We start from the raw sequence: 12770 nt of genomic DNA, 5'->3' as shown, positions 1-12770 counted from the left end.
GATGATACTTCCCTAGCACAGGTCAATCATCGTTCCTTTGGTCGTCGATGGCGAAGTCTCGGAAAACCCTGAAGGCGCCGTCCCAGAATTCGAAGTCGAAAATGTGGATAGGATCGAGCTCTAGTTCGGTTCAGGATGGCTCGCGGTCGAGGTCGATTTCTTCCGTCCACAAGCTCGCGTCAATCTATACGCCATGAGGGCAAAGAGGCGGGCGACCAGCCGGACTCCTACTAGCCGGCCCGTCGTCGGCCGTACTCCAAGCCGCGAGCCCGCCGCTTCCAGCCCAGTCCGCCGCGCCCGACCCAATCTACCCTGCCCAACCTGCCCGGCGTACCTAACGGGTCAAACCAGCGCCGTGCCGACCGTCGTCGCCAGCAAATCAGGCCGTTAGCTCGCCGCTTCCAGCCCAACCTGCCCTGCTTGGCCCAACCTGCCCCGCCTGGCCCAACCTGCCCTGCCCGGCGTACCTAACGGGTCACCCAACCACAGGCGGCGTACCTAATGGGTTGCAGGCCCCCTCGTTTGGTACGCCCTTCTCCGTTTGGTGCTCCGCCTGGCGAAAGCGAACCCGATTGGTACGCCGCCTAGGCTGCGAGCCCGAGGATGCCGCGCGCGAGCACCATCAGCGCGCCGGTGCCGGCGAGAACGGTCGACACGATTTGCGCTTGAGCTGGGGCAATCCTCCGCGAAGCCCATTTGCCGGCCAGCGCGCCAGCGAAGACGAGCGCGATGACGATGGGGATGTACCACCACTCGGGCAACTCACCGCTGCCGCCGATTGAATTCAGCATCGTTTTCGAGACGACGGACAGGATGCCGAGCCCGAGGAATATCGGCTGCAGGCTCGCTCCGAAGGACGGGTGCGTCCACCGCGCCCTGCGCGCGTAGATTGCCATGACCGGCCCGGCCACTCCGGCCGCGCAATTGAGCATTCCTCCGACAGAACCGGCGACGACGAGTTGAGACCTGCCGTCCCGTTCGTAGAGGTTTCGCGCCGCGAACGTCACGATGAGGGCCAAAAACACCGATCCGCCGAGGATGATGTGAAGCCACGCCGTTGGAGTTTCGCGAACAAGTAGTGCGCCGGCGAATGCGCCTGGGATGCCGGCGACGAGGATCCACGCGACGCGGCGCCAGTCGATGTCTCGCCAGCGCACCACGGTGAGGGTCGCGGCAGATACGATCGTCACGATGTTGGTCGCGAAGATTCCGACCTGCGGGCCAATGAGGAACCCCAGAGCGGGGCTGACCACAAGGCCCACGCCCATCCCGGACACGCGCTGCAAGAACGCGCCGACGACGATCGCTCCAGCCGCGAACGCGAGAGTCAGGGGGTCGAGAATCATGAGCTAATTGAACCACGTCGCCGGCGCTGGCCATAGCACCATCGAACCCCGGCGGAACGCCAACGATAGCGTCCACGCAGGATGGTTCATCACAGAATCCGCGCGGTTTCAGCGAGGCTGGTAGCGTCGAGAGTATGAAACGTTCACTGGCTTTCCTCACCACCTGCGCACTCAGCGCCGCCCTTCTCACCTCCTGCTCGGATTCCACCGACGACGCCGATACGCCGGCAACCGAGCAGACGACCGCCGTCGTCGACGAGGCTAGCGACAGCCCAGAAGACACTGCCGACGCAACCGCCGACACCACCGATGACGCAGACGCGACGAACGGCGCTGATTCGGACGCCGCTGATTCGGACGCCGACGCCGATGAGTTTCCGGACGTCGAGAGCGCCGAGCTTATTTGGACTGGTCGGGGGTACTTCAAGGTCACGATGTCCTCTCCGTACGACACCCCGGACCAGTACGCCGACGGCTGGCGAGTCCTCACCACAGACGGTGAAGTGCTAGCCGAGTACACTCTTGACCACGACCACCAGCACGAACAGCCCTTCACCCGCGTGCGCGGGCCGTTCTATATCGGTCCGGGTATTGATGAGGTCATCGTCGAGGGCAGGGATTCGGAGAACGGCTACGGCGGCGAAACTGTCACGGTGGTCGTCCCGCACGAAGATCATGATGGGCAGGGCCCGGGCCAGGGTCAGGGGCGCAACCGCTAGGCCACAACGGCTAGATCACAACGGGTAGGCCACAACCGCTAGGCGTCAGCCGGCAACCGCTAGCGCCAACCGGCAACCGCTAGGCGCCAACCGGCAACCTACCCGTTTCCGAGCGGGCTTTCCCAGCGGACGTCGTCGGGATTCTTGTCCTCGCGCCACCCGCGCCAGACGGCGTGGCGCAATCGCCGATCCCTCGTGCGCCCCGCGATCGAGGTCTCTGCCACGAGTTTCGGGGTGACCCACCACGCGTCGGCCTGATCGGCCTCCGGAACGTCGCTAACTGGCGGAGTCTTGCGCTCAATCCGCTTGAGCGTGGCGTGGATCTGCGCAATCTGCTTTTGCGAGAACCCCGAGCCGACGCGCCCCGCGTACCTCAGCTCACCCTTATCGTCGGGGATCGCGACGAGCAACGACTTGAGCCGACCCTCCGACGTGCCGTCCTCCGAGCGCACGCCCACCACCACGATCTCCTGATGGGTGAGGAACTTGAGCTTGATCCACGCGGATCCGCGCTGGTCCGGCAGATAAACGGAATCGCGCCGCTTGGCCACCACACCCTCGAGTCCGAGCTCGCGGCTGACGCGCTCCGCCTGCGCGAGTTTTCCGTGATGCGCCGGCGGAACGACGACGGAATCGCCGTCGGCTAGCACCCGCGTCAAGATTGCCCGCCGCTCATCGTAGGGCGTGCGCAGCAGCGAGCGCCGGGAGTTATCCGGCGCGTGCGGCGGGCCGAGGCTGAGCACGTCGAACACCATGTACCGCAACTGCGCGTCCTCGCCATCCCGCAACGCGGCCTGCAGGAGGCCGAAATTGGGGCGGCCGTCGTCGTCGAGCGCGACGAGCTCCCCGTCGAACACCGCGCCGCCCAGCTCCGCCGCTTCCGCCTGGAGCAGCCCGGCGAGCTCCTGCGCTCCGGGGAAGAGATCCGTGAGGTCCTTGCCGTTGCGGCTCGAAAGCACGACGCCGGCCTCGGACTCGCCCCCAGCCTGGACTCCCGCGATGACGCGGTAGCCGTCCCACTTCATTTCGAACGCCCATTTCTCGCCCGCCGCCTGCCCGAGCGTGACGTCCGCTGGCTTGCCCGCCTTGGCGAGCATGGGAGAGGGAAGATCGCCGACGCCGAACGGGAGGCTCGCGCGTGAGCTTTCTGTTGCGCGTGAATCGCGATTCGCCGGCTTCGCGCGCTGCTCGGCGGGCTTATCGCCTGCGGGCTGCTCGACGGCGGGCCGATCGTCGTCGTCGGGCTGCTCGTTCATGAGCCGTATCAGCCAATTTTTCTTCTCGCCCATGCCCGGCGCGTTGATCAGAGCGAAGCGGCGCGGGACGCCGCCGAGGCCGCCGTCGGGGCGGCCGTGAAGAACCGCGATGACCTCCTTGCCCTCGCGCCACTTTTCGAGTTCGAAGACTCCCGTATCCCAGATCGTCACCTCGCCGGCGCCATACTCTCCCTTGGCGATCGTCCCCTCGAAGGTGCCGTACTCGAGCGGGTGGTCCTCCGTCATGACCGCCAGCCGGTTCACGTCGTGCTCGAGGGGCGGCCCCTTGGGCACGGCCCATGACACGAGGACGCCCGAGTGCTCCAGCCGGAAATCCCAGTGCAAGCGCCGGGCGTGATGTTCTTGGATGACGAAGCTGGGCAGCTCGCCCTCACCAAACTCACGCTCCACGGGCGCGGCATCGGGAACGGGCTCCGAGGTCTTCGCCGCATCGCGCATCGAGCGGTAGGTTGTCAGCCGGTCAGGCGCGGAGGAGCCGAGGCCGTCGTCGTCGAGTGCCAGCGGCTCAATCGGATTGACGCCCTCGGCAATCCGGTCGAGGACCTCCTGCATGTCGAGGTGGGCGAGGTCGGGATCGTCGAGTTCCTCCCAGGTGCGGGGAGCGGCCACGGTCGGGCGGAAGCGTCCTCGCAGCGAGTACGGGCTCACGGTGGTCTTCGAGCTACTGTTTTGGCTCCAATCCACGAAAACCTTCCCCGCGCGGTTCGACTTCTTCATCGTGGAGACCACGAGGTCGGGGTGGTCCGCCTCGAGCGCCTTGGCGATTTCTTTGGCGAGTGTGGAGATGACGTCGGAATTGTGCGTGCCGTCGAGGCTCGCGTAGAGGTGGATGCCCTTCGAGCCGGACGTGACGGGGAAGGTTTCCATGTCCATGCCGTCGAGGATTTCGCGGCACCATCGGGCGACCTCGGCGCACTCCGCCAGCCCCACGCCCTCGCCCGGGTCGAGATCGAGCACGAGCCTGTCCGGATTTCGCGGCTGGCCGTTGCGGCCGAATCGCCACTGCGGCGTGTGAAGCTCTAGCGCGGCGACCTGCGCAAACCACGCGAGCACGGCCGGTTCGTCCGCCACGGGATAGCTATTGACAGACGATTTGTGCGTGATGTTGCCGGTGGGGATCCAGTCCGGCGCGGAGTCTTCGAGGTCCTTGCGAAAGAAGACGTCTCCGGGTTCGTCTGGCGTGCCGACGCCGTCGACCCACCGCTTGCGCGTGATCGGCCGGCCGCGCAACATCGGCAGCATGACGTCGGCAACCGCTAGGCAGTAGTGCATGACCTCGGCCTTCGTGGTGCCCGTGGCCGGGTAGAGAACTTTATCGAGGCTGGACACGGACAGCGAGCGGTTCCCTACACGGAACTTCTTTCGATCCGAGCGCGCCATCGCTGTTCCTTCCCGAGCTTGTGTTGAGAGTATCCCGCACGACCTGCCCAAACAAGCCTCGGCGCCGCGCTGGATAAAGTTACACTGAGCGCATGCGAGCAGTATGGACAGGCGCAATCACCTTTGGCTTAGTTAACGTTCCCGTCAAGGCTTACAGTGCGGTGGAGGATCACGATATTTCCTTCCACCAGGTACACGACGCCGACGGTGGCCGGATACGTTACGAGCGCAAGTGCGAGGTGTGTGGCAAGAAGGTCGAGTACAAGAACATCGATAAGGCGTACGACGACGGCGACGAAACGGTGATCATCACCGAAGAGGACCTCGAGACGCTGCCGGAGGCCTCGAACCAGGAGATCGAGGTGGTTCAGTTCGTGCCCTCGGAGCAGGTCGATCCGATCATGCTCGAACGCAGCTACTACCTTGAACCCGAAGGGAAGTCGCCGAAGTCCTACCTCCTCCTGCGCCAGACGCTCGAAGATACAGACAGGATTGCGATCGTTCAGTTCGCGCTCCGGCAAAAGACGCGGCTCGGGGCTCTGCGTGTGCGGGGCAAAGTGCTCGTGTTGCAGGGATTGCTGTGGGCGGATGAGGTGCGCGAGGTCGACTTCAAGGGTGCGAAGTCGCGCGCGAAGATCAGCGATCAGGAACTGAAACTGTCTGCGGCGCTCGTCGACCAGTTCGCCTCCGACTTCACGCCCGAAGATTTCGAAGACGAGTACCAGGTGGAGCTTCGCAAACTCATCGACGCGAAGCTTGAGGCCGGCGACACCTTAGACACCGAGGCCACGTTCGGAGAGACCCCCGAGGATTCAGACGAGGGCGAAGACGCCGACGTCATCGACCTCATGGAGGCGCTCAAGGCGTCGCTCGATAAGAAGCGCGGAGGCAAGAGCGGTTCCGGCAAGGGCTCCGGCAAGAGCGGTTCCAGTAAGAGCGGCTCCAGCAAGAGCAAGAAGAGCAGCGCGAAGAAGAAGGGCGCCTAGGCGCGATCTGCGGCGACGGCGGCCGCCACGATCTGCGGATCCGTCACGTCACGCGTGGAGGTTCCGCCACCTGGCCCGGTCGGGCCGGTCTCGGCTTGGGCGCGCGCGGAGAGGTGAACGTCGTCGATGCCCACCTCGCGTAAGCCGGCCACGTCATCGGGAGCCGCTCCGCCGCCGGCCATGACCACCACGAGGTCCGATTCTCCCGAAGCCAAGCCAGACAGCTCCGACTGAAGCTCCATGAGAGGCTGCGTGCCTTCACGTGCCGCGGGCGCGCCGCCCGAGGTCAGCACGCGGTTGACGCGAGTTCCCTGCCCGTCGGCGCTCTCACCGCGCTGGCCACCGATGGCCTGGATCTGTTCGGCGAGTTCGCGAGGCGAGATGCCCTCGCCAAGAAGCACGTCCACGCAGCGATGAATGGTCACGTGGGCGTCGGGATTTTCCTCCCGCGCCGCGCGAGCCCAACTCTGAATGGCATCCGCATCGAGGCCGCGAGACCCCTCCGTCAGTGCACCGACCACGACCCCGGCGGCACCCGCGCGAATCGCCAGCCGCACGTCGCGCTCGATGATCGCACGTTCGTCGTCGTTATAAACGAAATCGCCGGGCCGCGGGCGCACAAGCACGTGGACGGGAATCCCGACGCGGGCGCTGGCCTCGGTCAGGGCGAGCGACGGCGTGAGGCCGCCGACGCCGAGCGCCGAACACAATTCGATTCGGTCGGCGCCTTGTGCGTGGGCGATGCGGGCGCCCTCGACGTCTTGAACTGCGATTTCAATCATCTCTCGACCTTTCAGTGGTGGTTGCTGGGGTAGTGGTGGATGCGTCTGGTTCGACCTCGACCGTCACGCGGTCGATGCGGCGGCCATCGAGGGACTTCACCGTCAGGCGGAGGTCCTCGAAGGTGACGGACTCGCCGACCTTCGGCAGGTGCCCGAGCTCCATGACCATGAAGCCGGCGAGCGTGTCGAACGAGCCGTCGGGCAGCGTGCGGCCAAGGTGCTTGTGGAAGTCAGCGCGGCCGAGCAGGCCCGGAACCTCGCCGCCGTGTGCCGGGTCGAAGGCCAGCGTGGGCGCGGGATCGTATTCGTCCTGGATTTCGCCGACGAATTCCTCGACGGCGTCCTCGAGCGTGATCAGGCCGTCAGTTCCGCCGTATTCGTCGACGACGATCGCCAGGTGCGTGCCCTTGGCGCGCAGTTCGGTGAGCGCGCTCATGACTGACTTCTGCTCGGGAAAGAACAGGGCGGGCCGGACGAGATCGCCGATGCTCGCCGTCTCGGCGGGCGGGTTGATGAGGTCGCGGATGTGGATAAACCCGAGCACGTCGTCTTCCGTCTCGCCGCGAATCGGGTAGCGCGAGAATCCCAGCTCGGTGACGAGGCGCTGGGCTTCGGCGATGGGGGTGCCCGCGTCCAGGAACTCGATCTCGGTGCGCGGGGTCATGATCCCGGCGACCGTGCGCTCGCCGACGGACAGGAGCTCGACGACCATTCGGCGCTCGCGGTTCGGAATCGCTTCGAATCCGGCGATGTAACCGCGCAGTTCCTCGGCGTCCATGTCCTCGCGAATCTCGTCGGGATCCCGGCCGAGCAGCCGCAACACCGTGTTGACCGATACCCCGAGGAACCAAATGACCGGGCGCAGGAGTGTGGTGATAATGCTCAGCGGGTAGGCGGCAATGAGCGAGAACGCCTCGGCGCTCTGCATGGCGAGGCGCTTGGGGACGAGCTCGCCGAACACGATCGACAGGTAGGAGATCGCCAGCGTGATCCCGATGAACGCGGTTGCCCCTGCGGCTCCCGGGCTCATGCCCCAGCCTTCAAGGACGGGTTCGAGATAGGGCGAGATCTGCGAGGCGCCGAACGACGCCGAAAAGAATCCGGCGAGCGTCACGCCGATCTGAACGGCAGAAAGAAATCGATTCGAGTCCTTCGTGAGCTCCTTGACCTTGCGGCCGGCCTTGGAGCGGGCTGCCATGGACTCGATCTGGGTCTCGCGCAGGGTGACCAGCGCAATCTCGGACGCGGCAAACATCCCGCCAATCGCAGTGAAGAGCAGGACCATCAATATGTCGCTTAATAGATCAGGCACACCACTACCGTAGGGGGAATCGCCCGTTCTTCGCTATGAATACGACGAGAGCGAAATGCAGATACCACAGCGGGAGGGGAGCTAACTCCCCTCCCGCACGGGCATGCGCCCTTACGTAGGAGGCCGCTGATTATTGCGGCCACTGAGCGTTGATGCCACTGAGCGTTGATGCCAAGAGGCGCCAAGCGGCCGGTGGCGTTACTTGCCGAGGACGTCCCCGAGCTTGAACGCGCGGATCGGGTTCTTCACCGTGAGCTCGTAGATTGCTTCGACGGCCTCGTCCATGTCCAGGCGGTGCTCGGCCACGAGCCGTGCCACGTAACCCGAGTCCACGCGGCGAGCCACGTCGTGGCGAGCCGGGATCGACAGGAACGCGCGCGTGTCATCAATGAAGCCTGACGTGCGCGTGAATCCGGCGGTCTCGGTAATCGCGCTGCGGAAGCGAGCAATCGCATCGGGCGCGTCAATGAACCACCACGGCACACCGATGAACACTGACGGGTAGAAACCGGCGAGCGGAGCAAGTTCGCGCGAGTAGACGGTCTCATCCATCGTGAACGGAATGAGGTGGAGGTTCTCCGAGGAGCCGAAGTCCGCGAGCGCGGGTTGCAGGTTATTGGCAAACTCCGCCTTGAGCGGGATGTCCGTGCCCACGTCCGCGCCATACTTTTCGAAGGTCGGCGTGTGGTGGTTGCGGTAGACGGCGGGGTGCAACGTCATGACCAGACCGTCTTCGGTTGCCATGCGGATCTGCTCGTACATCATCGAGCGGCGCAGGGCGTCCGCGTCCTCCTGCGAGACCTTGCCGGCCAGTGCATCCTTGTAAATGCGCTCGGCGTCGGCGTCCGAGAGGCGGGCCGTGCCCGGATCGCGGTGCGAGTGATCGGTCGAGATCGCGCCGTTCTCCTTGAAGTACGCGCGGCGGTTGGCCATGGCCTCGTTGAAGCCGGCCCACGTCGTCGTGTCCACACCCGAAGCCTCAGACAGATCCTTCATGAGCTGGGGCCAATCCTCGCGGGCCGGCTCGAGGTACTTGTCAGGGCGGAAGGTCGGGCGCACTTCGCCGTCGAAATCCGGATCGTCCTTGATCTGCTTGTGGTAGCGCAGGTCGTCAACCGGATCGTCCGTCGTCGCCAAGAATGCCAGCGGGAAGCGCTTGAACAGTGCGCGCGGGCGGAACTCGGGCTCGTCGAGCTTTTCGGCGATCGCGTCATAAATCTCGTCGGCCGTCTCTTCCGAGGGGCGAACGCGGATGTCGAAGTAGTCGTAGAGCTCGTTTTCCATCCAGTACTTCACGGGCGTGCCGCGGTAAAGCCACCAGTGCTTGAACAGCAGGCGGAACGCGTTGCGCGAATCCTCCTCCGAGAAGTCCTCCTGACCCACGCCGAGCTTGGACAGCGAGATGCCGTGGTTGTGGAGCATGCGGTTGACGTAGTGGTCGGGGGTAATGAGGAGCGACGTCGGATCCTTGAACGGAGTATCTTCCGCGATCCACTCCGGCGGCACGTGACCGTGCGGGGAAATGATGGGCTCATCCTTGATGGTGTCGTGAAGCTGACGAGCGATATCGCGGGTGGTGGGATCGGCCGGGAACAGGCGATCCGGATGCGGCTGGAGTTTCATGGGTGCCTTCCTGTGGGTGGGGCCTGCCAAGTGGCGAGGTGACGGATCCTCAGTGACCCGATCTGTTTTAAGGATATGACCTTGGGGCAAGAATATCGCTTCGTTTCACAAAGATAAACATTAATTTTGCTCACACGAACACGCGCGCCGAGAATGTCCGATTCGGCTGGGACTTGTGTCCGACATTTGCTGAAAATGTGGTTTGGTGCATAAACGAGCGTTTTGCATATATAAATCGAGATCGAGCGGGAGATTCCCGCGAGATGGCGCGGTTTTGGCCGCCGACCGCGAGTTTTCCGCCGTGAATTCCGGCAAAAAGAGCCTTGAGTCTGGCTCTTATGGACTCGCTGGGGACTTGCTAAGCTCGGGTCATCTCGCGAATTTCACCACTAGGGTGGGCATTGCGAGCGTTACCGCAGCGTTGCGAAACGCATTACACCCACGCGTGATTCTGACTGCGCAGTCAGTTCACATTAAGGAGTTCCAATGACGAAACGTTGGAGGCTTCTCACCGTGCTCGCCAGTACACTACTTGTCCTCACCGGATGTTCCGGTTTTGGCGGTATTAAACTGGACAGCGTCGGTAAAGAAGACACCGTCTCATATTTCAAGGTTGCTCTGAACCAAACTGAGAGCCACCCGTCCTTTATCGCACTTGAAGCATTTGCTGAAGATCTCAACGAGAAGACAGATGGCCGCTACGTGGTCGAGGTCTTCCCGAACGAGCAGCTTGGCTCCCAGCAGGAAGTCCTGCAGATGGTGAAGTCCGGCGCAATCGAAATGTCAATCGTTTCGGGTACGCAGCTCGAGAACGTCAACACCGACTTCCGAGTGCTGAACATGCCGACGACGTTCAGCTCGATCGCGCACCAGATCGACGTGCTCCAACAGCCGGAGATCGTTGGCGATCTGTTTGCCTCGCTCGAAAAAGACGAGAACATCACCGTGTTGGGTGGCTACACCCAGGGCGAGCGCCACATCTACACCACGTTCGGCCCGGTCACGACACCGGAAGATCTCGCAGGTCAGAAGATCCGCGTGCAGGAATCCGACATGCATATCCGGATGATCGAGCTCATGGGCGGATCGGCAACGCCGCTGTCCTACGGCGAGGTCTACTCGGCATTGCAGGCAGGCGTCCTTGACGGTGCGGAGAACAACATCGTCTCGTACCTGACCGTCCGTCACTTCGAGGTTGCGCCCTACCTGTCCAACACCACCCACCTTGTGGGCTTGGATTACATGATCATGCGTCACGATCTGCTCCAGGCCATGCCCGAGGCAGACCGCGAGCTGCTGTACGAGGCATGGTACGACTCGATGGATTACCACACCGAGCTGTGGGAAGAGGAAACTGAAGCGGCCAAGGCGGAGACCGAAGCTGGTGGGGCGACCTACCACGAGGTCGACCACGACGCCTTCAACGAGGCGCTCCAGCCGATCGTCGACCAGTACGTCACCACGGATTACCAGAAGAACCTCTTCCAGGCGATCCGCTCTGCAGACACAGAAGGGAGCGGTAACTAATGAACGCTGTGTTTAACGGTCTCAACCGTATCCTGCAGGTCCTTTCCGCCATTCTCTTCACCTTGCTGGTGTTGGCGACGACGTGGCAGGTCTTCTCCCGCCTCGTTCTCAACTCGCCGGTCACCTGGTCGGAAGAGCTGGCGAAGATGCTGTTCGTGTGGCTGTCCTTCCTGGGCGCCGCACTCGCATACGGCGAACGCGGCCACATGGCCGTTGAGTTCGTCGCCCGCAAGTTCGACGAGAAGAAGGAGCGCGGCTTCGCGATCTGGACGCACGTCGTCTCGCTCGTCTTCGCGCTGATTGCTCTCGTGTGGGGTGGCTGGAGCGCCGCCATGAACGCGTGGTCACAGAACCTGACGGCACTGCCCATCAACATCGGTTCGGTCTACCTCGTGATGCCGATTGCCGGCGTCGCTATTGCCCTCTACGCGATCTACCACATCATCGAGATCTCGGCCGGGCGCGAATCGAACTACCCGATTCCGGAAGCCGAATTGGCCGCCGCCGAAGGCGAAGAGCTGGCCAAGGAAGCCGAAGAGGAGATCAGGCTCGACGACGAAGGCGAGTTTATCGAGGACGAGGACGAAGCCAAGAAGGCACACGTGACCTACGACAACGAGGTCGACGTCGTAGATGAGTCCGACCGTCAGAAGGGAGCAGACAAGTGACACCTACAGCTGCCGCAGGTCTGATCCTGCTCATTGGAATCATCGTCCTAATCGCCACCTCGGTGCCGATCGCTATCGCAATCGGTCTGCCGACCGTCGTCGCCGCAATGGCCGTCATGGCCCCAGATGTGGCCGCCATGTCCATCGCGGGTCGAATGTTCACCGGCGTTAACTCGTTCTCGCTGCTAGCGATCCCGTTCTTTATCTTGGCGGGAGTCCTAATGAATCAGGGCGGTATCGCCGCCCGCCTCATCGACGCAGCCAAGGTGCTCGTTGGCAAGCTGCCAGCAGCCATGGCCCAGACAAACGTCGTGGCCAATGGACTGTTCGGATCCGTCTCGGGCGCTGCGGTTGCCGCGGCCTCCGCTATCGGAACCATCATGAACCCGCGCATGGTCAAGGATGGCTACTCGCGCGCCTACACCGCGGCCGTCAACGTCGCATCTGCGCCGTCGGGCATGCTCCTGCCGCCGTCGAACACGTTCATCGTGTACTCGCTGGTCTCCTCGACCTCGATTGCCGCGCTGTTCATGGCCGGCGTCGGACCGGGCCTCCTGTGGATTATCGCATGTCTGAGCGTGGCGGTGCTGCTGTACTACCGCTACGAGAAGGGCAACGTCGTCCAGCCGGACGAGCGCCCCTCGGCCAAGGTCATTGGCATCACCCTGTGGCGTGCCTTCCCGTCGCTGTTGATGATCATCATCGTCATCGGTGGTATCCTCGGCGGACTCTTTACCGCAACTGAATCCTCGGCCATCGCCGTGGTTTACTGTCTGATCCTCGGGTTCCTCTACAAGAACATCAAGATCTCGGATCTGCCAGGCATTCTCGTGAACGCGACGCGCACGACCGCCGTCGTCATGCTTCTCGTGGCAGTGTCCTCGGGCCTGTCCTGGGTCATGGCGTTCGCTCGTATCCCGGACATGATCGCAAGCGGACTGCTCTCGATCACGGACTCCAAGACGGGCATCTTGATCATCATCATGATCATCCTGCTCCTCGTTGGTACGTTCATGGATCCGACCCCGGCAATCCTCATCTTCGTGCCGATCTTCCTGCCGATTGTGACGGAGCTGGGTGTGCACCCGGTTCACTTCGGTGCGATGGTCGTCATGAACCTCTCGGTTGGCGTGATCACGCCGCCGGTGGG

General features: G+C 63.3%; 10 protein-coding genes. 5 read left to right on the top strand and 5 right to left on the bottom strand.

Annotated features, from left to right (window positions below; genetic code table 11):
• Window positions 1–584: 584 nt before the first annotated feature.
• On the bottom strand, window positions 585–1346 hold the full coding sequence (locus tag ACHFFR_RS01500) for a sulfite exporter TauE/SafE family protein (protein WP_394262500.1): 762 nt from the start codon (window positions 1344–1346) through the stop codon (window positions 585–587).
• Window positions 1347–1480: 134 nt separating this feature from the next.
• On the opposite strand from ACHFFR_RS01500, the gene ACHFFR_RS01495 reads away from it, so the two are divergent.
• On the top strand, window positions 1481–2065 hold the full coding sequence (locus ACHFFR_RS01495; protein WP_394262499.1) for a hypothetical protein: 585 nt from the start codon (window positions 1481–1483) through the stop codon (window positions 2063–2065).
• A 98-nt stretch (window positions 2066–2163) separates the two neighbouring features.
• Here the strand turns inward: ACHFFR_RS01495 and ACHFFR_RS01490 are convergent, their stop codons facing one another.
• Window positions 2164–4722 carry an ATP-dependent DNA ligase gene (locus ACHFFR_RS01490; RefSeq protein ID WP_394262498.1) on the bottom strand — a complete coding sequence of 853 codons (2559 nt, stop codon included), beginning with the start codon at window positions 4720–4722 and terminating at the stop codon, window positions 2164–2166.
• Window positions 4723–4814: 92 nt separating this feature from the next.
• Between ACHFFR_RS01490 and ACHFFR_RS01485 the strand changes: the two genes are divergently transcribed.
• Window positions 4815–5708, top strand: coding sequence for a Ku protein (locus ACHFFR_RS01485; RefSeq protein ID WP_394262497.1), 894 nt, complete (start codon window positions 4815–4817; stop codon window positions 5706–5708).
• On the opposite strand, the gene ACHFFR_RS01480 is transcribed toward ACHFFR_RS01485, so the two are convergent.
• From ACHFFR_RS01480 to uxaC, 3 genes are all read right to left on the bottom strand, one after another.
• A complete protein-coding gene (locus ACHFFR_RS01480) occupies window positions 5705–6490 on the bottom strand; it encodes a copper homeostasis protein CutC (protein ID WP_394262496.1) in 786 nt (261 codons plus the stop codon). The two genes, ACHFFR_RS01485 and ACHFFR_RS01480, sit on opposite strands and share 4 nt — an antisense overlap.
• Window positions 6483–7802, bottom strand: a complete 1320-nt coding sequence (locus ACHFFR_RS01475) for a hemolysin family protein (protein WP_394262495.1) — start codon at window positions 7800–7802, stop codon at window positions 6483–6485. Before ACHFFR_RS01475 ends, ACHFFR_RS01480 begins: the two co-directional genes overlap by 8 nt.
• Window positions 7803–8000: 198 nt before the next feature.
• On the bottom strand, window positions 8001–9425 hold the full coding sequence (gene uxaC, locus ACHFFR_RS01470; protein ID WP_394262494.1) for a glucuronate isomerase: 1425 nt from the start codon (window positions 9423–9425) through the stop codon (window positions 8001–8003).
• 486 nt (window positions 9426–9911) lie between these two features.
• On the opposite strand from uxaC, the gene ACHFFR_RS01465 reads away from it, so the two are divergent.
• The 3 genes from ACHFFR_RS01465 to ACHFFR_RS01455 all read left to right on the top strand — a co-directional run.
• Complete coding sequence (locus tag ACHFFR_RS01465) at window positions 9912–10952, top strand: TRAP transporter substrate-binding protein (protein ID WP_394262493.1); 1041 nt, start codon at window positions 9912–9914, stop codon at window positions 10950–10952.
• Window positions 10952–11620, top strand: a complete 669-nt coding sequence (locus ACHFFR_RS01460; RefSeq protein WP_394262492.1) for a TRAP transporter small permease — start codon at window positions 10952–10954, stop codon at window positions 11618–11620. Before ACHFFR_RS01465 ends, ACHFFR_RS01460 begins: the two co-directional genes overlap by 1 nt.
• The coding region (locus ACHFFR_RS01455; RefSeq protein WP_394262491.1) for a TRAP transporter large permease at window positions 11617–12770 on the top strand (1154 nt) is incomplete at its 3' end. The genes ACHFFR_RS01460 and ACHFFR_RS01455, both read left to right, overlap by 4 nt.

This window comes from Trueperella sp. (assembly GCF_043424875.1).
Taxonomy (GTDB): Bacteria; Actinomycetota; Actinomycetes; order Actinomycetales; family Actinomycetaceae; genus Trueperella.
This window is presented reverse-complemented; position numbering and strand designations above follow the sequence as displayed.

Coding starts and splice junctions, on each gene's coding strand:
- ACHFFR_RS01500 (WP_394262500.1), bottom strand. CDS start 1,346: ATGATTCTCGACCCCCTGACTCTCGCGTTCGCGGCTGGAGCGATCGTC.
- ACHFFR_RS01480 (WP_394262496.1), bottom strand. CDS start 6,490: ATGATTGAAATCGCAGTTCAAGACGTCGAGGGCGCCCGCATCGCCCAC.
- ACHFFR_RS01485 (WP_394262497.1), top strand. CDS start 4,815: ATGCGAGCAGTATGGACAGGCGCAATCACCTTTGGCTTAGTTAACGTT.
- uxaC (WP_394262494.1), bottom strand. CDS start 9,425: ATGAAACTCCAGCCGCATCCGGATCGCCTGTTCCCGGCCGATCCCACC.
- ACHFFR_RS01495 (WP_394262499.1), top strand. CDS start 1,481: ATGAAACGTTCACTGGCTTTCCTCACCACCTGCGCACTCAGCGCCGCC.
- ACHFFR_RS01465 (WP_394262493.1), top strand. CDS start 9,912: ATGACGAAACGTTGGAGGCTTCTCACCGTGCTCGCCAGTACACTACTT.
- ACHFFR_RS01460 (WP_394262492.1), top strand. CDS start 10,952: ATGAACGCTGTGTTTAACGGTCTCAACCGTATCCTGCAGGTCCTTTCC.
- ACHFFR_RS01490 (WP_394262498.1), bottom strand. CDS start 4,722: ATGGCGCGCTCGGATCGAAAGAAGTTCCGTGTAGGGAACCGCTCGCTG.